The organism is Pseudomonas helleri (genome assembly GCF_009600315.1).
Taxonomy (GTDB): Bacteria; Pseudomonadota; Gammaproteobacteria; order Pseudomonadales; family Pseudomonadaceae; genus Aquipseudomonas; species Aquipseudomonas helleri_A.
Genome location: NZ_WIWC01000003.1, coordinates 48,846 through 69,089, shown reverse-complemented (window position 1 = coordinate 69,089; position 20,244 = coordinate 48,846). Strand labels below are relative to the sequence as shown.

22 protein-coding genes are annotated in these 20,244 nt (G+C 58.0%); 13 read left to right on the top strand and 9 right to left on the bottom strand.

Annotation, left to right across the window (positions count from 1 at the left end):
* Window positions 1-28 precede the first annotated feature (28 nt).
* Both GHN86_RS02855 and GHN86_RS02850 read right to left on the bottom strand, forming a co-directional pair.
* On the bottom strand, window positions 29-553 hold the full coding sequence (locus GHN86_RS02855) for a DUF523 domain-containing protein (RefSeq protein ID WP_153377561.1): 525 nt from the start codon (window positions 551-553) through the stop codon (window positions 29-31).
* Window positions 550-1,185 carry a 2OG-Fe(II) oxygenase gene (locus GHN86_RS02850; RefSeq protein WP_153377560.1) on the bottom strand — a complete coding sequence of 212 codons (636 nt, stop codon included), beginning with the start codon at window positions 1,183-1,185 and terminating at the stop codon, window positions 550-552. The genes GHN86_RS02855 and GHN86_RS02850 overlap by 4 nt, the downstream gene beginning before the upstream one ends.
* A 150-nt stretch (window positions 1,186-1,335) precedes the next feature.
* On the opposite strand from GHN86_RS02850, the gene GHN86_RS02845 reads away from it, so the two are divergent.
* The 7 genes from GHN86_RS02845 to GHN86_RS02815 all read left to right on the top strand — a co-directional run bounded on the left by GHN86_RS02845 (window position 1,336) and on the right by GHN86_RS02815 (window position 7,550).
* Window positions 1,336-2,088: a DUF2059 domain-containing protein gene (locus GHN86_RS02845; RefSeq protein ID WP_153377559.1), complete on the top strand. Its 753-nt coding sequence runs from the start codon at window positions 1,336-1,338 to the stop codon at window positions 2,086-2,088.
* A 149-nt stretch (window positions 2,089-2,237) separates the two neighbouring features.
* Window positions 2,238-3,101, top strand: coding sequence for a YicC/YloC family endoribonuclease (locus GHN86_RS02840; RefSeq protein ID WP_153377558.1), 864 nt, complete (start codon window positions 2,238-2,240; stop codon window positions 3,099-3,101).
* 13 nt (window positions 3,102-3,114) lie between these two features.
* The gene (gene gmk / locus GHN86_RS02835; RefSeq protein WP_153377557.1) at window positions 3,115-3,735 is read left to right on the top strand and encodes a guanylate kinase; all 621 of its coding nucleotides are present in this window, start codon (window positions 3,115-3,117) and stop codon (window positions 3,733-3,735) included.
* Between the two features lie 167 nt (window positions 3,736-3,902).
* Window positions 3,903-4,166: a DNA-directed RNA polymerase subunit omega gene (gene rpoZ, locus GHN86_RS02830; protein WP_003437783.1), complete on the top strand. Its 264-nt coding sequence runs from the start codon at window positions 3,903-3,905 to the stop codon at window positions 4,164-4,166.
* Window positions 4,167-4,226: 60 nt separating this feature from the next.
* A complete protein-coding gene (gene spoT, locus GHN86_RS02825) occupies window positions 4,227-6,332 on the top strand; it encodes a bifunctional GTP diphosphokinase/guanosine-3',5'-bis pyrophosphate 3'-pyrophosphohydrolase (protein WP_153377556.1) in 2,106 nt (701 codons plus the stop codon).
* Between the two features lie 24 nt (window positions 6,333-6,356).
* Window positions 6,357-6,737 (top strand): RidA family protein, encoded by a 381-nt coding sequence (locus tag GHN86_RS02820; protein WP_122786158.1) that lies wholly within the window; start codon window positions 6,357-6,359, stop codon window positions 6,735-6,737.
* 69 nt (window positions 6,738-6,806) lie between these two features.
* On the top strand, window positions 6,807-7,550 hold the full coding sequence (locus GHN86_RS02815) for a hypothetical protein (RefSeq protein ID WP_153377555.1): 744 nt from the start codon (window positions 6,807-6,809) through the stop codon (window positions 7,548-7,550).
* A 34-nt stretch (window positions 7,551-7,584) separates the two neighbouring features.
* Here the strand turns inward: GHN86_RS02815 and GHN86_RS02810 are convergent, their stop codons facing one another.
* Window positions 7,585-8,436, bottom strand: a complete 852-nt coding sequence (locus tag GHN86_RS02810) for an SDR family oxidoreductase (protein ID WP_153377554.1) — start codon at window positions 8,434-8,436, stop codon at window positions 7,585-7,587.
* A 188-nt stretch (window positions 8,437-8,624) separates the two neighbouring features.
* Here GHN86_RS02810 and exbB point away from each other — a divergent pair, with 188 nt between their 5' ends.
* From exbB to GHN86_RS02780, 6 genes are all read left to right on the top strand, one after another.
* Complete coding sequence (gene exbB, locus GHN86_RS02805) at window positions 8,625-9,605, top strand: tonB-system energizer ExbB (protein WP_153377553.1); 981 nt, start codon at window positions 8,625-8,627, stop codon at window positions 9,603-9,605.
* Between the two features lie 6 nt (window positions 9,606-9,611).
* Window positions 9,612-10,037, top strand: coding sequence for a TonB system transport protein ExbD (exbD, locus tag GHN86_RS02800; protein WP_122786162.1), 426 nt, complete (start codon window positions 9,612-9,614; stop codon window positions 10,035-10,037).
* A complete protein-coding gene (locus GHN86_RS02795; protein ID WP_153377552.1) occupies window positions 10,034-10,780 on the top strand; it encodes a TonB family protein in 747 nt (248 codons plus the stop codon). The genes exbD and GHN86_RS02795 overlap by 4 nt, the downstream gene beginning before the upstream one ends.
* Before the next feature lie 159 nt (window positions 10,781-10,939).
* Window positions 10,940-11,860 (top strand): hydrogen peroxide-inducible genes activator, encoded by a 921-nt coding sequence (locus GHN86_RS02790; RefSeq protein WP_153377551.1) that lies wholly within the window; start codon window positions 10,940-10,942, stop codon window positions 11,858-11,860.
* An 11-nt stretch (window positions 11,861-11,871) separates the two neighbouring features.
* Window positions 11,872-13,947 carry an ATP-dependent DNA helicase RecG gene (recG, locus tag GHN86_RS02785; RefSeq protein WP_153377550.1) on the top strand — a complete coding sequence of 692 codons (2,076 nt, stop codon included), beginning with the start codon at window positions 11,872-11,874 and terminating at the stop codon, window positions 13,945-13,947.
* Window positions 13,948-14,017: 70 nt separating this feature from the next.
* Window positions 14,018-15,427 carry an aminoacyl-tRNA deacylase and HDOD domain-containing protein gene (locus tag GHN86_RS02780; RefSeq protein WP_153377549.1) on the top strand — a complete coding sequence of 470 codons (1,410 nt, stop codon included), beginning with the start codon at window positions 14,018-14,020 and terminating at the stop codon, window positions 15,425-15,427.
* 73 nt (window positions 15,428-15,500) lie between these two features.
* Here GHN86_RS02780 and GHN86_RS02775 read toward each other — a convergent pair whose 3' ends face one another.
* The 6 genes from GHN86_RS02775 to ssuE all read right to left on the bottom strand — a co-directional run bounded on the left by GHN86_RS02775 (window position 15,501) and on the right by ssuE (window position 20,188).
* Window positions 15,501-15,716, bottom strand: coding sequence for a TOBE domain-containing protein (locus tag GHN86_RS02775; RefSeq protein ID WP_003444581.1), 216 nt, complete (start codon window positions 15,714-15,716; stop codon window positions 15,501-15,503).
* A gap of 35 nt (window positions 15,717-15,751) precedes the next feature.
* Window positions 15,752-16,558 carry an aliphatic sulfonates ABC transporter ATP-binding protein gene (gene ssuB, locus GHN86_RS02770; protein ID WP_122786167.1) on the bottom strand — a complete coding sequence of 269 codons (807 nt, stop codon included), beginning with the start codon at window positions 16,556-16,558 and terminating at the stop codon, window positions 15,752-15,754.
* Window positions 16,555-17,361, bottom strand: coding sequence for an aliphatic sulfonate ABC transporter permease SsuC (ssuC, locus tag GHN86_RS02765; RefSeq protein ID WP_153377548.1), 807 nt, complete (start codon window positions 17,359-17,361; stop codon window positions 16,555-16,557). Before ssuC ends, ssuB begins: the two co-directional genes overlap by 4 nt.
* A gap of 7 nt (window positions 17,362-17,368) precedes the next feature.
* A complete protein-coding gene (gene ssuD / locus GHN86_RS02760; protein ID WP_153377547.1) occupies window positions 17,369-18,517 on the bottom strand; it encodes an FMNH2-dependent alkanesulfonate monooxygenase in 1,149 nt (382 codons plus the stop codon).
* Between the two features lie 32 nt (window positions 18,518-18,549).
* Entirely contained in the window at window positions 18,550-19,515 is a 966-nt protein-coding gene (locus tag GHN86_RS02755) for a sulfonate ABC transporter substrate-binding protein (RefSeq protein ID WP_153386088.1), read from the bottom strand.
* A 79-nt stretch (window positions 19,516-19,594) separates the two neighbouring features.
* Window positions 19,595-20,188, bottom strand: a complete 594-nt coding sequence (gene ssuE, locus GHN86_RS02750; protein ID WP_153377545.1) for an NADPH-dependent FMN reductase — start codon at window positions 20,186-20,188, stop codon at window positions 19,595-19,597.
* Between the last annotated feature and the right edge of the window lie 56 nt (window positions 20,189-20,244).

Sequence of the window (20,244 nt, the reverse complement as noted above, 5' to 3'; positions counted from 1 at the left end):
ATATCCCTGGGCAAAGTGGTAGCGAATGTTACCTGAACTCAATCTTCGTAGCAGCCTTCGCCAGCGACTCGAACGTTGCTAACGCCTGGGCGGCTTCTGCTAACTGCAATTCGTTGAATACTTGTACACCGGCTTGCGTCAGCAACGCTGCCGTCACGCCCTGCCCTTGCACTTTGACCCCGCTGAAGCTGCCGTCATAGGTCAGAACATTGCCACAGGACGGACTGTTGGCCTTGAGGATCGCAATGCGAATGCCGTGTTGCTTTACCAGCGCCAGGGCTTGCCGCGCTCCAGATACAAAGGCAGCGGTGACATCCTCTGCGTCAGTGGTGATCACTGGCGCAATGCCCTTGAGCACTTGAGCGCCCTGACCTCCGGGAATTTCTGCAGCCGCGCGCGGTGTGGGTAACCCCCCTGCGACTTCCGGGCACACAGCAACAATTCGGCCTTCATCCTGCCACAGGGCCAGCTGTGCATATGGGCCACTGGCACCACCGTCGTATCGCACGCGATGGCCCAGCAAGCAGCGACTGACCAACAGTTTTTGGCTCATATAACCACCTCCGTAGCGCGGCGGCGAAACCAGCCAGTCAATGAAAGGCGGTCACGGGTGGCGGGCATGACTTCATGAGGGACTTCGCCTGACATAAACACCACCAGACAGCCGCCGGTCGGGAGTACGTCGTAATCGACGTTGTCTTCAAGGTACATGCGCAACTGGCCGCCATGCTCGGGCAGCCACGATTGGTTGAGGTACACCACGGCAGACACCATTCGCCGGTCATCATCGCGGAAACGATCCAGGTGTTTAAGGTAAAACGCACCGGGCGGGTACAGCGCGAAGTGACTTTCGAAGTCTTCCAGGCCCAAAAAAAGCCTGCGATTCATGGCGATTCGCAGGCTTTCCATCAAGCCTAAATAACTGTCGCAGGCTAGAGCCTCTCCCGGCTCCAGCCATTGAATATGGTCGCCGCGAATACCCTCTCGAACCTCTTGGGCAAGACCGCGCCCGACCGCCGCTGGGGTCAGCTCACCTTCGGCAGAACGTTTGTGGCACTCAGCCGCCAGTTCGAGGGTCAAAGCCTCGGGCAGAAAAATGTTTTGTTGTGACCATCCCTGCGCGTACAGGTCGTCGACAATGCGTAACAACAGCGGATGATCAGAGGGTATTTGCATGCGGCGCATAATATCCACACCCCTTGAAATCTGACAGCTCCGTCTAGCTGGCAATGTGTAAATAGTTGGCCCGACTATTTAAAATTTCTTGGGTAACAGGATTCTCGACAAGTCCTACGCCACACCCGGACAATAGCGCCTTGCTGACAGGAGTCCCCCATGCGCCGTTTGTTATTCGTTTTAATGATGTTGTGTACGTTACCCGCATGGGCAGACAGCCTCGATGATCTGTTTCAGCTTGCTGGTTGGCCGCAACAGCGCGCGCATTTCAATGATGCGCTCAGAGCCACCCAGGAGCGCTACCGCACTACGTTACCGCCCGCTGTTTATCAGGCCTTGATGAATAACAGCAACCAGCGCTTTGACCCTGACGCTATGGATAAGCGGGCCAAAGAGCAGATGCGCAAAAACTTGCCAAATCCAAACCCTGCGCTGACCTTTTTTCAGTCGCCCCTGGGTCTCAAAATTGTGGCTGCGGAGCTGCTTGCTACGCGTCCCGATCAACTGGCCAAGCATGCACGGGGCCTACCCCGTATTGAGGCCAGCGCCACTCGTCAGTTGCTGGTTAATCATTTGTCGCGAGCCTTGCCGGTCCGCGAAGCAGGCGCAGAAGTGACCCTGGCCATCGCGGGTGTTGCTGCAGACAGCTTGAGTGCAATGATTCCGGGTGTATTGGGGGGTGGTTTGGCACCTGCCATGCTCAATGGTCAGCGCCAACGCTTGATGGAGCAAATTGGCGGAGAATTGGATAACACGTTGCTCTACGTGTATCGCGACCTTTCTGACCCTGAACTGGAAGAGTTCGTCACCTTCGCCGAGTCGCCCGACGGTAAAGCTTATTATCAGGCGGCACTGGCAGCAATTCGCGCCGGGTTGGCCGTGGGGCAGAGCACCGCCAGCTTGAACCCATGAAAGCCATTCTGTAGCTGTCCCGCCTGGGCGCACTCATTATGGATGTACCTTTGCGACGGACGTCATGTGGGACAGCCCGGCGCACTGCGTTACAATCCGCCGCCTTAATAGCCATCAGGCTTAACTCATTGAATCGCGAGGTACCGTCCATGGTGCATAGCATGACCGCCTTTGCCCGCGTCGAAAGCGCCGGCACTCAGGGCACCCTGAGCTGGGAGTTGCGATCGGTCAACAGCCGCTACCTGGAGCCGCACCTGCGCCTGCCTGAATCGTTTCGTGACCTGGAAGGCGCCGTGCGTGAAGCGCTGCGCCAAGGGATTTCTCGGGGAAAACTGGAATGCACCTTGCGTTTCACTGAGGAAACTACCGGCAAGCCGCTGCAGGTCGATCGTGAACGTGCTGCGCAATTGGTAGCCGCCGCTGAAACCATCGCCGGTCTGATCAAGCAGCCCGCACCACTCAACCCGCTCGAAGTGCTGGCGTGGCCGGGTGTGTTGGTCGCAGACGCCAGTGATCCGCAAGCCCTCAACACTCAAGCGCTGGCGTTGTTCAAGCAAGGTTTGCAAGAGTTGAAAAACGGCCGCGAGCGCGAAGGCGCAGAGCTGGCGCGCTTGATCAGCGACCGCTTGACCGCAATTGAAAGCGATGTCGAAACCCTGCGTGAATTAGTGCCGCAGATGCTCGCTACCCAACGTCAAAAGGTGCTTGATCGCTTTGCTGACATGAAGGCCGAGCTTGATCCCCAGCGCCTTGAGCAAGAAATGGTTTTGCTCGCGCAAAAAAGTGATGTTGCCGAAGAGCTCGACCGCTTGAGCACCCATATTCTGGAAGTGCGCCGTGTGCTCAAGTCGGCGGGTGCTGCAGGTCGGCGTCTCGACTTCCTGATGCAAGAGCTTAACCGTGAGGCCAATACACTGGGCTCAAAAGCATTCGACCCGCGCAGCACCCAAGCGGCGGTCAACCTCAAAGTGTTGATCGAGCAAATGCGTGAACAAGTACAGAATATTGAGTAAGGCTCCCCCTGACATGACCCACAGCACTGGCACCCTTTATATCGTTTCCGCGCCCTCGGGTGCAGGCAAGACCAGCCTGGTCAAAGCATTGATCGACCTGGAGCCGCAGATTCGCGTCTCGGTATCACACACCACCCGGGCCATGCGTCCGGGCGAGGTAGACGGCGTGAATTACCACTTCGTCTCGCGCGAAGATTTCGTGAAGATGATCGAACACGGTGATTTCCTGGAGCGCGCTGAAGTCTTCGGGAACCTTTACGGTACCTCGCAGAGCTACTTGCAACAGACGCTGGATGAAGGCCACGACCTGATTCTGGAAATCGACTGGCAAGGTGCCGAGCAGGTTCGCAAGTTGATGCCGCAAGCACGCTCGATTTTCATCCTGCCGCCGAGCCAGCAAGCGTTGCGTGAGCGTCTCAATAACCGCGGTCAGGACAGCGACGAAATCATTGACGGGCGTATGCGTGAAGCCGTGAGTGAAATGAGCCACTATGTTGACTACGACTACCTGATCATCAATGACGATTTTGCACTGGCCCTCGAAGATCTGAAGGCCATTTTTCACGCCAATCGGCTACAGCAAAAACGTCAACAGCAGCGTTTTGGCAAATTACTGGCTGAATTGCTGGCTTAATCAGCGCTTCCCAAAACCCCTGCAAGGGCTTTACATTGGCGCTTACAGAGGTTTTGAAGAGCGGCTTGAAAAATCAGCGCTTCCCTAATGGCTGGTGATTTTTTAAACTGTTCAGTCCGCTCGCCCATCCGGGCAGCGCGCATATTGCATTTGCTACGAGGAAGACCATGGCCCGCGTAACCGTTGAAGACTGTCTAGAACACGTGGATAACCGCTTTGAGCTGGTCATGCTCTCTACCAAGCGTGCCCGTCAACTGGCCACAGGCGGTAAAGAGCCTTTGGTTGAGTGGGAAAACGACAAGCCTACCGTCGTTGCCCTGCGTGAAATCGCTGCAGGCCTGATGAGCTACGAGTTTATCGCCAACGCTGAAATCGTCGAAGACGAACCGCTGTTCGCAGCGTTCGAGGACGAGTCCAACGAGGCGAACTAAGCCTATGCCCGGTCGACGTAGCACGGCGAAGGGTTCACAGTTTTGGCAGGAGGCTCACTCTTGCCGAGCATAGACGCCCTCGCCGATCGCTTGTCGACTTACCTCAGTGCGGATCAGGTCAATCTGGTCCGACGAGCGTACTTCTACGCTGAACAAGCCCACGACGGCCAACGCCGACGTAGCGGCGAACCCTATGTCACGCATCCGCTAGCAGTCGCCAATATCCTTGCCGACATGCACATGGACCATCAAAGTCTGATGGCCGCCATGCTGCACGATGTGATCGAAGACACCGGCATTGCCAAGGAAGCACTGGTTTCGCAGTTCGGCGAAACCGTGGCTGAACTGGTCGATGGAGTCAGCAAGCTGACTCAGATGAACTTCGAAACCAAGGCTGAAGCCCAAGCTGAAAACTTCCAGAAAATGGCCATGGCCATGGCGCGGGATATTCGCGTTATTTTGGTGAAGCTGGCTGATCGCCTGCATAACATGCGCACCCTCGAAGTGCTGTCCGGCGAGAAACGTCGGCGGATTGCCAAGGAAACCCTGGAAATCTACGCGCCCATTGCCAACCGGCTGGGTATGCACAGCATTCGTATCGAATTCGAAGACCTCGGCTTCAAGGCGATGTACCCGATGCGTTCCGCGCGCATTTACCAAGCCGTGAAGCGCGCTCGGGGCAACCGCAAAGAAATCGTCAACAAAATTGAAGAGTCGCTTAGCCACTGTTTGGCCGTTGATGGCATTCAGGGTGAAGTCAGCGGTCGTCAGAAGCACATCTACGGCATTTACAAAAAAATGCGCGGCAAGCGTCGGGCTTTCAACGAAATCATGGACGTCTACGCGTTCCGGATCATCGTCGACAAGGTAGATACCTGCTATCGCGTGCTGGGTGCTGTACATAATTTGTACAAACCCTTGCCGGGACGCTTCAAAGACTACATCGCTATCCCCAAAGCCAACGGCTACCAGTCGTTGCATACCACGCTGTTTGGCATGCATGGCGTACCGATCGAAATTCAGATCCGTACCCGTGAAATGGAAGAAATGGCCAACAACGGTATTGCCGCCCACTGGCTGTACAAGTCCAGTGGCGACGAGCAACACACCGGCACCCATGCCCGAGCGCGGCAATGGGTCAAAGGCGTGCTGGAGATGCAGCAGCGCGCAGGCAACTCCCTCGAATTTATCGAAAGCGTGAAGATCGACCTGTTCCCGGACGAGGTCTACGTGTTCACGCCCAAGGGCCGCATCATGGAGCTGCCCAAAGGCTCCACGGCGGTCGACTTTGCCTACGCGGTTCACACTGACGTTGGTAACAGCTGCATTGCCTGCCGCATCAATCGCCGTCTCGCGCCGCTGTCCGAGCCGCTGCAAAGTGGCTCCACGGTCGAGATCGTCAGCGCCCCTGGCGCCCGGCCGAATCCGGCGTGGCTCAATTTTGTTGTCACCGGCAAGGCGCGCACGCACATTCGTCACGCGCTGAAATTGCAGCGTCGTTCCGAGTCGGTCAATTTGGGCGAGCGTCTGCTGAACAAAGTACTCAACGGCTTCAACAGCGCGCTGGACAAAATTCCCGCCGAGCGCATTCAGGCCATGCTTCAGGAATACCGCCTGGAGCAGGTCGAAGATCTGCTTGAAGACATTGGTCTGGGCAACCGCATGGCCTATGTCGTTGCACGTCGCCTGCTGGGCGAAGGTGATCAGTTGCCAAGCCCTGAAGGCCCGCTGGCGATCCGCGGTACAGAAGGGTTGGTGCTCAGCTACGCGAAATGCTGTACACCGATCCCCGGCGACCCGATTGTGGGTCATCTGTCTGCGGGCAAAGGCATGGTGGTGCACCTGGACAACTGCCGCAATATCAGTGAAATCCGCCATAACCCCGAAAAGTGCATTCAGCTCTCGTGGGCCAAGGACGTCACTGGCGAATTCAATGTCGAATTGCGCGTCGAGTTGGAACATCAGCGCGGCTTGATTGCGCTGCTGGCCAGCAGCGTCAATGCGGCAGACGGTAACATCGAAAAAATCAGCATGGACGAACGCGATGGTCGTATCAGCGTGGTCCAACTGGTGGTCAGCGTGCACGACCGCGTGCACCTGGCCCGCGTGATCAAAAAACTGCGCGCCCTTACCGGGGTTATCCGCATCACACGTATGCGTGCGTAGCCATCCCATTACAAGGAGTCACCCATGTCCAAGACTGTTATCACCAGCGACAAGGCACCTGCTGCTATCGGTACTTACTCTCAGGCGATCAAAGCTGGCAATACTGTCTACATGTCCGGTCAGATCCCGTTGGACCCGAAAACCATGGAACTGGTTGAAGGCTTCGAAGCCCAGACCATTCAGGTGTTTGAAAACCTGAAGTCCGTGGCAGAGGCAGCAGGTGGTTCGTTCAAGGACATCGTCAAGCTGAATATCTTCCTGACCGACCTGAGCCATTTCGCCAAGGTTAACGAAATCATGGGCCAGTACTTCGAACAGCCTTACCCGGCCCGTGCTGCCATTGGCGTTGCTGCCCTGCCCAAGGGTTCGCAGGTTGAGATGGACGCTATTCTGGTCATTGAGTAACACCCCCTCGGCGCAGCACCTTCCTGCTGCGCCAACCCTCTGCTTCCCCCGCTTTAAAAGGATTCCGCCATGCGCAATGCGCTCGCTATGTCACTGCTTGCCATTTTTCTGGGTGGCTGTGCCAGCGACCCCGCCTCTCGCGATATCAGTGGTGTATGGATCAATCAGGCGGCGATTGATGAAGCAGCCAAAGGCGGCAACTTGCGTGAAGCCTTGCTGGCTAATGGGCCAAACCTTGAGTGGTCTATCGACAGCCAAACGGCCAAAGCCAATTACACCAATGGATTCGAGTGGGTTGAAGGCAAGCTGATGCCTGAGAAAGACGGGGTTTGGCAGGTCAGCTTTTATGGCGGTACGTCTACCGACTTGAGCATCAGCGGCAACCAATTGATTCAAGCCGCCAGCGACGACGACCCACGACAATCATTCATGCGCTCGGGCGTTAACCTGGCCAGCGATGCGCCTTTGGGCACGCATTTCGAACATGCGCTCAAGTCTGCTTATCTGGGCGGTCAGTGGCGAGTGGTCAGCGGTAAAGGCCAAGGCAATCAAGTGACATTTCTGGCCGATGGCCAAGTCAAAGGACTGCCCGATGCGAATGCTTACGCCCTGTGTCTGGCAGGCGACTGCGCGTCGATGAGCGGCGAGTACGACAGCCTCTGGTTGCAGCAGGACGAAGTGGGTGCGGCCCACATCTTTGTACGCAAAGGGCCCCAGCTGGAAATATTCCAGGCCTTGGACTCTGCAAAGCCTGACGAAATGCCCCAGCTTTATCCCGGCAAGCGAGAGTGGTTGTTGGAAAAGCAGCTGTAAGCGTCAAGCTGCAAATTTGCAGCTTGCAGCTTAATTATTTAGACAAAATCTCCCCATACCCTTCGCGATAACTCGGGTACCGAGGCTCCCATCCCAACGCCTTGGCCCGAGCATTGCTGCAACGCTTGCTACCCGCCCTGCGTACGCTGGCTTCTTCTGCCCACGTCGTCACACCCAGACGCTCGCGTAGCCATCCCACCACCTCTGCCAGAGGGGCCGGGTCGTTGTCTACGCCGATGTAGCAGTCGTCCAAAGTCTTACCTTGCAAATCTGCATCAAGCAAGAAGGCCAGTAAGCCGGCGGCATCATCCGCATGAATTCGGTTGCCATACAGCGGCGGGTCGACAGCCACGCGATAACCTTTGCGCACTTGCCCCAGCATCCACTCACGGCCTGGGCCGTAGATACCGGTCAAACGTACAGTGCTGGCTGGAATGCCGCTCTTCAACGCTACCCGCTCGGCCTCCAGCATGATTCGCCCCGAGTAACTGGTCGCTTGGGCAGGAGACATTTCATCGACCCACTCGCCATTTTTCTGACCATAAACGCCGCTACTTGAAACAAACAACAGGCGCTTTGGCTGCTGACCGTTTTGTTTGAGCCACGCCAGCGTATGGGTCAGTCCGTCGACATAAGCGGCTTGATAACCCGCCTCATCATGGTCGGTCGCGGCAGCGCTGTAGACGACATAGTCGATCTGACCTGTAGGCCATTGCGCGGGGCACTGCTCGCTGAACAGATCGCCTGCGATTCCTGTGACACCTGCTGGCAACCGCTCAATCGAGCGCCGAAGTCCATAGACCTGCCACCCTTTGTTCAACAGTTGAGTGGCCAAACGGCTGCCGATATCGCCGCATCCGGCAATCAGTACTGAGGCTTTGGACATCTCAAAACTCCTAACAAATTGTTACAAAGCTGCGTGGATAAGCACTACCAAGGTAGTGACAGACGAAAAAAACAGAGGCTATTGCTTTTGTTAACAAGAATTACTTGCAATAATAACGCATCAATTGCCCTGGGTCTTAAGACGCGTTGTAGGGCAAAACCTTCATACTTTTCTCAGGTCCGGCTAGCATGACACGCAATCATCCCAACGCTTCGCCAACCCCGCTGTTAAGCCCGACACGCCTTTGGCGTGGGCTAGCTGCGCTGATGTTCAGCTTGTTGCTGGCACCTGCTGCGGCCTTTGCAGACGAGCCTGCCACTCCAGCCGTTCAACCGGCAACCGAATCTGTCGCTCCGGCGCCTGCTGCAACGCCGGGTGCAACTGACCCTGCTTTGGCTGAAGGCGCCGTAGCGCCGGCCAATGATGCGCCACAGATCGTTGCCGAGGAAGGCAATAGCCTGGGCATGGCCCACGACCTGTCGCCTTGGGGCATGTACAAGAACGCCGACATCATCGTCAAAATCGTCATGATCGGTCTAGCCATCGCCTCGATCATTACCTGGACGATCTGGATTGCCAAAGGCTTCGAAGTGCTGGGCGCCAAACGCCGTCTGCGCATTGAAATCGCCCAACTGAAAAAAGCCCGCACCCTCAAAGAAGCCAGCGAGACGGCCGGCAAAGAAGGCACGCTTGCCCACTTGCTGGTGCAGGATGCCCTTGAAGAGATGCGCCTGTCGGCCAATAGCCGCGAGAAAGAAGGCATCAAAGAGCGCGTCAGCTTCCGCCTTGAGCGTCTGGTTGCTGCTTGCGGCCGTAACATGAGCAGCGGCACGGGTATTCTCGCCACCATCGGCTCCACGGCCCCGTTCGTGGGTCTGTTCGGTACGGTGTGGGGCATCATGAACAGCTTTATCGGCATCGCCAAAACCCAAACCACCAACCTGGCCGTCGTAGCGCCCGGCATTGCCGAGGCCCTGCTGGCCACTGCATTGGGTCTGGTTGCGGCGATTCCAGCGGTAGTGATCTACAACGTATTCGCTCGCTCCATCACCGGCTACAAAGCTCAAGTGGCTGATGCGTCGGCAGAGGTGTTGCTGTTGGTTAGCCGTGATCTCGATCACCTGCCGCCCGAGCGCAGCTCGCAACCGCACATGGTCAAAGTGGGGTAATAGACCATGGGCCTGCATTTAAAAGAAGGCGATGACGATCTCGCCGAGAACCATGAAATCAACGTCACCCCTTTTATTGACGTGATGCTGGTACTGCTGATCATCTTCATGGTGGCCGCACCGCTGGCCACCGTGGATATCAAGGTTGATCTGCCTGCGTCGACGGCCAAGCCAGCGCCGCGTCCCGAGAAGCCTGTGTTCCTGAGCGTCAAGGCTGACCAGCGTTTATATCTGGGTGAAGACCCGGTGACAGTTGAGGCGCTGGGACCAACCCTGGATGCCAGGACGCACAACAACAAAGACACGACCATCTTCTTCCAGGCCGACAAAGGTGTGGACTACGGTGACTTGATGAGCGTGATGGATGCATTGCGCGCAGCGGGTTATTTGAAGGTAGGTCTGGTCGGACTTGAGACGGCAGCCAAGAAATGACCATAGCGCGCCAAAAGATGACGCGTTACGCAATCAGCTTGGCCGCGGTGTTGGCGATCCATGCAGTGGCAGTGATTCTTGCCCTGCAATGGTCCAACCCGCGGACTGTCGAACTCCCACCGCAAGCGATGATGATTGATCTGGCACCGTTGCCAGCACCGCCACCGCCTGCGCCGCCGAAAGTGGTGACGCCACCACAACCGCCGGCTCCCGTGGAAGAGTTGCCGATCCCCAAGCTGGCGGAAGCGCCCAAGCCGAAGATTGCTGTTCCCAAACCGGTTAAACCCAAGCAGAAGCCTCAGCCGCCCAAGCCTGTGGAAAAAACTGAGCCGGTTAAAGAAAAGCCTTCAGAAGAGAAACCGAGCGACGCGACACCGACCAAGGCACCGAGTGAGAAGTCTGCCGCACCGGCCCCTGGCCCGTCGGCCCAACAATTGGCTGCCAAAGCCAGCTGGGAAGGTACGTTGCTGGCGCACTTGGGCAAGTACAAAAAGTACCCAGCTGCCGCGCAGTCGCGAGGCAAGGAAGGTCTGAACCGTCTGCGCTTTGTGGTCGACGCCGAAGGCAAGGTGCTGTCTTACGAGCTGGTAGGACGTTCCGGCAATGCGGATCTGGACCGGGCCACCCTGGAAATGATCCGTCGGGCACAGCCATTGCCCAAGCCGCCACCCGAGATGCTAACCAACGGCACTATCGAAATCGTGGCACCGTTCGTTTACTCCATCGATAAACGTCGGCGTTAACACCATAAAGGGCACCTCAGGGTGCCCTTTATGCATCTGGGCTATAGATAAAAACGTCTGACAGCCATTAGCCTCTTTAGCTGTAAGGAGAATGTCTGATAACGTGCGTCTATCGATTGCAGCCGCTATTCTTGGCCCGCAACCACAGGGACGCCCGCTATGACGCTTACAGAATTACGTTACATCGTGACGCTCGCCCAAGAGCAACACTTCGGCCACGCGGCCGAACGCTGCCATGTCAGCCAACCGACGTTGTCGGTGGGTGTGAAAAAACTGGAAGACGAACTCGGTGTGCTGATTTTTGAACGCAGCAAAAGCGCCGTGCGTCTTACGCCGGTCGGCGAAGGTATCGTCGCCCAAGCGCAAAAAGTGCTGGAGCAAGCCCAAGGTATTCGCGAGCTTGCCCAAGCCGGCAAAAACCAGCTGACCGCACCGCTCAAGGTCGGCGCAATCTATACCGTTGGCCCGTATCTGTTTCCGCACCTGATTCCGCAACTGCACCGGGTAGCCCCGCAGATGCCGTTGTATATTGAAGAAAACTTCACTCATGTGCTGCGCGACAAACTGCGCAATGGTGAACTGGACGCGATCATCATCGCCCTGCCGTTTCAGGAGGCTGATGTCCTGACCCTGCCGCTTTACGATGAGCCGTTCTACGTTTTGATGCCCAGTGAACACCCCTGGACCCAGCGCGACACCATTGACGCCAGCCTGTTGAATGACAAGAGCTTGCTGTTACTGGGTGAGGGTCACTGTTTTCGCGATCAGGTACTTGAAGCCTGCCCGACGCTGGCCAAAGGCAAAGACGGCGCCAGCCACACCACCGTTGAATCCAGCTCGCTGGAAACCATCCGTCATATGGTGGCTTCGGGCTTGGGTATTTCCATCCTGCCGTTGTCGGCTGTCGACAGTCACCATTACGCCCCCGGCGTACTGGCCGTGCGTCCGCTGACCCCGCCGGTGCCGTTCCGCACGGTGGCGATTGCCTGGCGCGCCAGCTTTCCACGGCCCAAGGCGATTGAAATCCTCGCGGACTCCATCCGTCTGTGCTCGGTGGCCAAGCCACCTGCCGCGACCTAAGAGCGGCGCCGATGTCCGAGTTGTCGAATGTGTCGGTCACCGCGCTCAAGGGCGTGGGCGAGGCTATGGCCGAGAAGCTGGCCAAGGTCGGTCTCGAAACCGTTCAGGACGTGTTGTTCCATTTGCCCCTGCGTTATCAGGACCGCACGCGCGTGGTGCCGATTGGCGCTTTGCGCCCGGGTCAGGATGCGGTGGTCGAGGGCCGTGTTATCGGCACGGATGTGGTCATGGGCAAGCGTCGCAGCTTGCTGGTGCGCATCAATGACGGCACGGGCGGCCTGAGCCTGCGCTTCTATCACTTCAGCAATGCGCAAAAAGAAAGTTTAAAGCGTGGCACTGAGGTGCGTTGTTATGGCGAAGCGCGGCCCGGTGCTTCAGGTCTGGAAATTTATCACCCTGAATACCGTGCCATTACCGGTGACGAGCCGCCGCCCGTCGATACCACACTGACGCCCATTTACCCGACCACCGAAGGTCTGACTCAGCAGCGCCTGCGCCAGCTCAGCCAGCAAAGTCTGGCCATGCTTGGCCCTCGCAGCCTGCCCGATTGGCTCCCGCCCGAACTGGCGAAAGACTATCAACTGGCCCCGCTCGACGAAGCCATTCGCTATTTGCATCAACCTCCGGCAGATGCCGATGTGGAAGAGCTGGCACTGGGTCATCACTGGGCGCAACACCGTCTGGCGTTTGAAGAGCTGTTGACCCATCAGCTCTCCCAACAACGTCTGCGTGAAAGCCTGCGTTCCCAGCAGGCGCCGGTGCTGCCCAAGGCCAAAAAGCTGCCCACGAAATTCCTCGCCAATCTCGGCTTTGCGCCCACCGGGGCTCAAATACGGGTGGGCAATGAAATCGCCTACGATCTCTGCCAGCCTGAACCCATGCTGCGTCTGATACAGGGCGATGTCGGCGCCGGTAAAACGGTGGTGGCGGCGCTTGCAGCGTTGCAGGCATTAGAGGCGGGGTATCAGGTGGCCTTGATGGCCCCCACCGAAATTCTCGCCGAGCAGCATTTCATCAGCTTTAAACGCTGGCTGGAACCGCTGGGTATTGAAGTCGCCTGGCTGGCCGGCAAGCTCAAAGGCAAAGCACGCACGGCGGCCATGGAACAAATCGCCAGCGGCGCACCGATGGTGGTGGGTACCCACGCGCTGTTTCAAGATCAGGTTCAGTTCAAAAACCTTGCACTGGTCATCATTGATGAGCAGCACCGTTTTGGTGTTCAGCAACGTCTGGCCCTGCGCAATAAAGGTGTGGGCGGGGTGATGTGCCCGCACCAGTTGATCATGACGGCCACGCCGATTCCTCGCACGCTGGCCATGAGTGCTTACGCCGATCTGGACACCTCGATCCTCGACGAATTGCCGCCCGGCCGAACCCCAGTCAATACCGTGTTGGTGGTCGACACGCGGCGCGTCGAAGTGATTGAACGGGTCCGTGCGGCCTGCGCCGAAGGGCGACAGGCCTATTGGGTGTGCACGCTGATCGAAGAATCCGAAGAGATGACCTGCCAGGCCGCCGAAACCACGTTTGAAGACCTGACCAGTGCTTTGGGCGAGCTGCGTGTGGGCTTGATCCACGGGCGCATGAAAGCCGCCGAGAAAGCCGAGGTCATGGCCCGCTTCAAGGCCGGTGAACTGCAATTGCTGGTTGCCACGACGGTGATTGAAGTGGGCGTGGACGTTCCCAATGCCAGTTTGATGATCATTGAAAACCCCGAGCGCCTGGGGTTGTCGCAACTGCACCAATTACGCGGGCGTGTAGGCCGGGGCAGCGCGGCCAGTCACTGCGTGCTGCTCTATCATCCGCCGCTGTCGCAAGTGGGGCGTCAACGCTTGGGCATCATGCGCGAGACTAACGACGGGTTTGTGATTGCAGAAAAAGACTTGGAGTTGCGCGGCCCCGGAGAAATGCTCGGCACTCGGCAAACCGGGCTGTTGCAGTTCAAAGTGGCTGACTTGATGCGTGATGCCGACCTGCTGCCCGCCGTGCGCGAGGCGGCGCTGGCTTTGCTGGAGCGTTGGCCAAGCCATGTCAGTCCCCTGCTCGACCGCTGGCTGCGCCATGGTCAACAATATGGCCAAGTCTAAATAATCGTTCAGTAAATGAACCCGCAGCCGATTCAGTGGTGGCTTTACCATTTCGAGTTAAGAAGACCCCATGCAAACCACAACTGACGTCGCTGGCGTGCCAACCATTTTGAGCACGCCGCCCGCTCTACAGCGGGTATTAGCAGAGTTGTCCATCGCGTACCGGGAAGTCATTGATCACGCTGGGCTCGACCCGGCGTGCAAGGTTCAAGCGGTATTGCTCAATGATTCGGTCGGCGAGCTTATGGTGCTGTTCCCTCAGAGCCAATTGCTCGACCTCAATCGACTCGCCGATTTGATTGGGCGAGACATGACGGCCGTGCCAGCTGACCGCCTTGCAGGGCTGCTGGCTAAGCACTCACTGCGCACCCTGCCGGGCTTGCCTACAGTGACCGGTTCGACCTGCCTGTACGAAGAGCATCTGCTGCATCAACCGTTGCTGTTTATCAGCAGCGGCGAACCTGGCTTGCTGCTGGAAGTCACCCCTGAAGACTTCAAGTGCCTGCTCAGTAAAGCCAGCGTCGGCCGTTTTGGTGAACCCCTGAGTGCTATCCGCTTCAGCCTTCGACAGGCGGTTGACGACGGTGAAGCCATCACCCGAGCGGTTAAAGCGTTCACCACGCGGCGTATACAGCAGCGGCTGGAAGCCACCATTGAGTTACCGCCTCTGGCGGAAAGCGTGCGCAAGCTCATACAGTTCCGTGCCAATCCAGACATCTCCATCGACGAGGTGACGAGCGTTGTCGAAACAGACCCGGCTTTGGCGGCGCAGCTTCTAAGCTGGGCGTCATCTTCGTACTACGCCCCAAAGAGCAAGATTCGCTCAGTGGAAGACGCTATTTCTCGTGTGTTGGGCGTCGATGTCGTCGTCAACCTCGCGTTGAGCCTGTCGTTGGACAAGAGCTTGGGCTTACCCAAGGATCACCCGCAAGCCAGCATGCCTTACTGGCAACAGTCCATTTACACGGCCGCCGTCATTGAAGGGCTGACCCGTGCCATGCCTCGGGATCAGCGCCCGGAAGTCGGCATGACCTACTTGGCGGGGTTGCTGCACAACTTTGGCTATTTACTGCTGGCCCATGTGTTCCCGCCGCACTTCTCCCTGATTTGCCGTCACCTTGAGGTCAATGCTCACGCCAGTCACAGCGAGATAGAGCAGCACTTGCTGGGCATCAGCCGCGAACAGATGGGGGCTTGGCTGATGCGTTTCTGGGGTATGCCGGAAGAGCTGGTCACTGCCGTGCGTTTTCAGCACGACCCGGGTTACGTGGGGCAAGATGCGCCCTACCCTAATCTGGTATGTGTCGCGCTGGGACTGCTGCGCAGTCGAGGGATGGGTCATGGTTCGGGCGCACCCTTGCCGGATGCCATATTCGAGCGATTGGGCGTGACGCGCGATGAGGGCGAAGCGGTGGTGGATAAAGTCCTTGAGGCAGAAGCGTTGCTACGGGAAATGGCCGCGCTGTTTAGTCGGGCGTGAACTCAACGTTGGCCGTGAGCCATAAAAAACCCCGAAGGGCTCACGCCTTTCGGGGGTGTAGGTACACCACGATTTAGAGCTTGGCGATGGACACTTCAGTGGATTTTACGAACGCAATCACTTCGCTGCCGACCACCAGTTCCAGCTCTTTGACCGAGCGGGTGGTAATGACCGAGGTGACGATGCCGGACGCTGTTTGTACGTCGATTTCTGATAACACGTCGCCCAGCACGATTTCCTTGATGTGGCCTTTGAACTGGTTACGAACGTTAATGGCTTTGATGGTCATGGTGTCGATTCCTGTCTTGGGATAGAAAAGTGAGGTTATTGCGCCCAACGCAATTGCGTGGGCAACGGTGCAACGGGTTCTGGCTCAGGGGGCGAGCCAGGTAAAGCGAGTACTCGGTTCAGCACTTCGGTTTCCAGCGCGGCCAGTCGATGTGAACCTCGCACCCGAGGGCGCGGCAGTTCAACGGTGAGGTCCAGCCCCACTTCGCCGTCTTCGATCAGGATCACCCGATCGGCAATGGCGACGGCTTCGCTGACGTCGTGAGTGACCAGCAATACGGTGAAACCATGCTGGCGCCACAGACGCTCAATCAAGTGCTGCATTTCAATTCGGGTCAGCGCATCGAGTGCGCCCAACGGTTCATCCAGCAGCAATAAACGCGGTTGGTGAATCAGGGCGCGCGCCAGCGCAACCCGTTGTTTTTGCCCACCTGACAACGCCGCCGGCCACTCATTGGCGCGCTCGGCCAGGCCCACTTCTTCCAGCGCTTTCAGGGCTTTTGGCCGCCAGTCGCCTTTGAGGCCAAGGCCCACGTTGTCGATGACTTTTTTCCAGGGCAGCAAGCGTGCTTCCTGAAACATCAACCGCGTGTCTTCGCGAGCGTCTTGTAACGGCGCCTTGCCGGCCAGCAGTTCACCGCCCGAGGGTTGATCGAGACCCGCCAGCAAGCGCATCAGGGTGCTTTTACCGCAACCGCTGCGCCCGACAATGGCAACAAACTGGCCCGCCGGGATGTGCAGGTCGATGCCCTTCAAGACCTGACGATCGCCAAAGGATTTCTTCAGGTCTTGCACCACCAGCGGGATGCCCTGACGCAGGTGTGGAGGTTGTTGAGCTGTCATGCTGCACCGCCTTTAACCACTTGATACGCCGGGTGCCAGCGCAACCACACGCGTTCCAGACCTCGGGCCGCGCTGTCAGCCAACTTGCCGAGCACCGCATACAAAACGATTGCCAGAACGACGACGTCGGTTTGCAAAAATTCCCGGGCGTTCATCGCCAGATAGCCAATGCCTGAACTGGCGGAGATGGTTTCGGCCACGATCAGCGTCAACCACATAAAGCCCAATGCAAAGCGCACGCCGACCAGAATCGAAGGCAACGCGCCGGGCAGGATCACTTGCCAGAACAGACTAAAACCGGACAGCCCGTAGCTGCGGGCCATTTCGACCAGCGCCGGGTCGACGTTGCGAATGCCGTGATAGGTATTGAGGTAGATGGGAAACAACGTCCCCAGCGCCACCAGAAAAATCTTCGCCGACTCGTCAATCCCGAACCACAGAATAACCAGCGGAATCAGCGCCAAATGGGGAACGTTGCGGATCATTTGCACCGAGCTGTCGAGCAGGCGCTCGCCCCATTTCGACAGGCCGGTGATAAACCCCAGGGCCAGACCGATGCTGCCACCGATCACGAACCCCAAGCCCGCTCGCCAGCCGCTGATGGCCAGGTGTTTCCAGATCTCGCCACTGCGCACCAGCTCGACGCCTGCCGCAAACACGGCGCTGGGCGCCGGCAAGATGCGCGTCGATAACCAGCCCGCAGAAACCGACAACTGCCACACCGCCAGCAGCAACACGGGCAATACCCAGGGTGCTGTTTTGTGGGCAATAGAATTGAGGCTGAGCGCCTTCGCCTTACTCATGGCCGCCTCAGCTCTGCGACGCAGCTTTGGGGAGAATGTCGTTGGCGACCATTTCGCCAAACGGGCTCACGTAACCCGCGCTTTTCGGCAGTTCCGGGCGCTCAATATCAAGGTGCGGGAACAGCAGTTCAGCCACGCGGTAGGACTCCTCCAGGTGTGGGTAGCCCGAGAAAATAAAGGTGTCGATGCCCAAGTCTGCGTATTCCTTGACCCGCGCGGCCACCGTGGGCCCGTCGCCGACCAATGCCGTACCGGCACCGCCGCGTACCAGACCCACGCCCGCCCACAGGTTTGGGCTGACTTCGAGGTTATCGCGGCTGCCACCGTGCAGGGCGGCCATGCGCTGCTGCCCGACGGAATCAAAGCGCGACAGTGACGCTTGAGCGCGGGCAATGGTCTCGTCGTCCAGATGCGAAATAAGCTTGTCGGCGGCTTTCCACGCTTCGTCGTTGGTTTCGCGAACGATAACGTGCAGGCGAATGCCGAAGCGTACGGTGCGACCCAATTTGGCGGCCTTGGCCCGCACTTGTTCGATCTTCTCGGCTACGGCAGCGGGTGGCTCGCCCCAGGTCAGAACCATTTCTACTTGCTCGGCGGCCAAGTCTTGCGCCGCTTCCGACGAGCCGCCGAAGTACAGGGGTGGACGGGGTTGCTGAATCGGTGGGTAAAGCAACTTGGCGCCTTTGACCTTGATGTGCTGACCGTCGTAATCAACGGTTTCGCCTTCGAGCACGCGGCGCCAGATACGGGTGAATTCCACCGACGCTTGATAGCGCTCTTCGTGGCTCAGGAACAAACCATCGCCAGCCAGCTCTTCCGGATCACCGCCGGTCACCAGATTGAACAGCGCACGGCCGCCAGACAGGCGATCCAGTGTCGCCGCCTGACGGGCCGCCACGGTCGGTGAAACGATGCCGGGACGCAGAGCTACCAGAAATTTCAGGCGCTGAGTCACCGGGATCAGCGAGGCGGCCACCAGCCACGAATCTTCGCACGACCGACCGGTGGGGATCAGCACCCCGCCAAAACCCAGGCGATCTGCGGCTTGCGCGACTTGTTGCAGGTAGCCGTGGTCAACGGCGCGGGCGCCCTCGCTGGTGCCAAGGTAATGGCCGTCACCGTGGGTTGGCAGGAACCAGAAAATATTGAGGCTCATGGAGTGGTCTCCTAAATAGGGTTCTGCAAGCGTTAGTTAGCGTTGGCCACAGCGGCCGGTGGGGTCCAGATCACGTCTTTGATCACCAGCGGCTTGGGAATCAACTTGAGCTGGTGAAAGGTGTCAGCGATTTTTTGCTGCGCGTTGACCACTTCCGGGGTCAGAAACTGCGCGCCGTAGCCTTGGCGTTTAACCGCTGTGAGGGTGATCTCAGGCGACAGGCCGAGAATCGGTGCCACTTGCTTCGTCACGTCTTCAGGGTTGCTTTTGGCCCACTCACCGACATTGCGCACTTCATCAACCAGGGTTTCGATCACCTTGGGGTGCTGCTCGGTAAAGGGCTTGGTGGCCAGATAAAACTGATGGTTGTCAGCGATGCCGCTGGCATCACGCAGCGTGCGTGCGTGCAGTTGTTGTTCAACGGCGGCCTGGTACGGGTCCCAGATCACCCAAGCATCGACACTGCCGCGCTCGAACGCAGCACGAGCATCGGCAGGCGGCAGGAAGACTGTCTGGATGTCGGAGTATTTAAGACCAGCATCCTCAAGGGCGCGCACCAACAGGTAATGCACGTTGGAGCCTTTGTTCAGTACGACTTTTTTACCTTTAAGGTCTTTCACCGACGTGATCGGCGAATCCTTGGGCACCAGAATCGCTTCGCTGGTCGGCGCCGGTGGTTCATAAGCGACGTAGAGCAAATCAGCCCCGGCCGCCTGAGCAAATACCGGTGGAGTTTCGCCGGTGACGCCGAAGTCGATTGAGCCTACGTTCAAGCCTTCAAGCAGTTGCGGGCCGCCGGGAAATTCGGTCCATTGCACGTCAACGCCTTGCTCGGCCAGACGCTTTTCCAGCGTGCCTTTGGTCTTGAGCAGTAACAGCGTGCCGTATTTCTGGTAACCGATGCGTACGGTGTCGGCTTGAGCTTGCAGGGTAACGCCGAGGGACACTGCCGCCACGAACAGGGCGACCAGACCACGACGCAAAATGACAGGGCGCATGGCGCTCTCCTTTTGTTATTCGAGATTCGGGTAGCACCTGCCGAGCCGTTAGCGGTTCAGTAAGGTGAGGGTGTTGCGCTCAGATGCTCCAGCGAGACGTGATCAGACGCTCGTTGAGAATATTCGGGTCCAGCGGTTTGGGACGGCGAGCCAGCGCACTGTAAAAGTGCTCCAGAGACTCGTTCAGGCGTTGTTCCAGCACCGGCACCAGCTGGGCTTGGGCGCTGCCTTCGCCGTAGGCAATCTGGCTGTCCTCGGCAAAGATGCCGTGCAGCATTTCCTGGGCTTTTAGTGCTGACAGCACGGGTTTGAGCGCGTAATCCACCGCCAGCATGTGGGCGATGCTGCCGCCAGTGGCGATGGGCAAGACCACTTTGTGGCTCAGTGCACGCTCGGGCAGCAAATCGAGCACCGTTTTCAGGGCACCGCTAAATGAAGCTTTGTAGACCGGCGTGGCGATAACCAAGCCATCTGCACGCTCAATCTGCGCTAACAGGTTGATGATGTGGGGGCTGTCAAAGCGGGCATGCAGCAAATCTTCAGCCGGGAAGTCACGAACTTGATAGCTCACCACTTCGACGCCCTGCTGGTTGAGCCAGCTTTTAGCGCGATCCAGCAACACCCCGGAGCGGGATCGTTGGCTGGGGCTTCCTCCGAGTGTCACGACCAGCATCTAGGCAATTCCTTGAATGAATTAGTGCAAATTGCTGTCAGCGTTTTCGCTTAAGT

Excerpts from the sequence above, each read along its gene's own strand:
- GHN86_RS02845 (WP_153377559.1), top strand. The coding sequence starts at position 1,336 with ATGCGCCGTTTGTTATTCGTTTTAATGATGTTGTGTACGTTACCCGCA.
- ssuD (WP_153377547.1), bottom strand. The coding sequence starts at position 18,517 with ATGAGCCTCAATATTTTCTGGTTCCTGCCAACCCACGGTGACGGCCAT.
- ssuE (WP_153377545.1), bottom strand. The coding sequence starts at position 20,188 with ATGCTGGTCGTGACACTCGGAGGAAGCCCCAGCCAACGATCCCGCTCC.
- recG (WP_153377550.1), top strand. The coding sequence starts at position 11,872 with ATGTCCGAGTTGTCGAATGTGTCGGTCACCGCGCTCAAGGGCGTGGGC.
- GHN86_RS02855 (WP_153377561.1), bottom strand. The coding sequence starts at position 553 with ATGAGCCAAAAACTGTTGGTCAGTCGCTGCTTGCTGGGCCATCGCGTG.
- GHN86_RS02820 (WP_122786158.1), top strand. The coding sequence starts at position 6,357 with ATGTCCAAGACTGTTATCACCAGCGACAAGGCACCTGCTGCTATCGGT.
- ssuC (WP_153377548.1), bottom strand. The coding sequence starts at position 17,361 with ATGAGTAAGGCGAAGGCGCTCAGCCTCAATTCTATTGCCCACAAAACA.
- exbB (WP_153377553.1), top strand. The coding sequence starts at position 8,625 with ATGACACGCAATCATCCCAACGCTTCGCCAACCCCGCTGTTAAGCCCG.
- gmk (WP_153377557.1), top strand. The coding sequence starts at position 3,115 with ATGACCCACAGCACTGGCACCCTTTATATCGTTTCCGCGCCCTCGGGT.
- ssuB (WP_122786167.1), bottom strand. The coding sequence starts at position 16,558 with ATGACAGCTCAACAACCTCCACACCTGCGTCAGGGCATCCCGCTGGTG.
- GHN86_RS02810 (WP_153377554.1), bottom strand. The coding sequence starts at position 8,436 with ATGTCCAAAGCCTCAGTACTGATTGCCGGATGCGGCGATATCGGCAGC.
- GHN86_RS02755 (WP_153386088.1), bottom strand. The coding sequence starts at position 19,515 with ATGCGCCCTGTCATTTTGCGTCGTGGTCTGGTCGCCCTGTTCGTGGCG.
- exbD (WP_122786162.1), top strand. The coding sequence starts at position 9,612 with ATGGGCCTGCATTTAAAAGAAGGCGATGACGATCTCGCCGAGAACCAT.
- GHN86_RS02790 (WP_153377551.1), top strand. The coding sequence starts at position 10,940 with ATGACGCTTACAGAATTACGTTACATCGTGACGCTCGCCCAAGAGCAA.
- rpoZ (WP_003437783.1), top strand. The coding sequence starts at position 3,903 with ATGGCCCGCGTAACCGTTGAAGACTGTCTAGAACACGTGGATAACCGC.
- GHN86_RS02795 (WP_153377552.1), top strand. The coding sequence starts at position 10,034 with ATGACCATAGCGCGCCAAAAGATGACGCGTTACGCAATCAGCTTGGCC.
- GHN86_RS02850 (WP_153377560.1), bottom strand. The coding sequence starts at position 1,185 with ATGCGCCGCATGCAAATACCCTCTGATCATCCGCTGTTGTTACGCATT.
- GHN86_RS02780 (WP_153377549.1), top strand. The coding sequence starts at position 14,018 with ATGCAAACCACAACTGACGTCGCTGGCGTGCCAACCATTTTGAGCACG.
- GHN86_RS02775 (WP_003444581.1), bottom strand. The coding sequence starts at position 15,716 with ATGACCATCAAAGCCATTAACGTTCGTAACCAGTTCAAAGGCCACATC.
- GHN86_RS02840 (WP_153377558.1), top strand. The coding sequence starts at position 2,238 with ATGGTGCATAGCATGACCGCCTTTGCCCGCGTCGAAAGCGCCGGCACT.
- GHN86_RS02815 (WP_153377555.1), top strand. The coding sequence starts at position 6,807 with ATGCGCAATGCGCTCGCTATGTCACTGCTTGCCATTTTTCTGGGTGGC.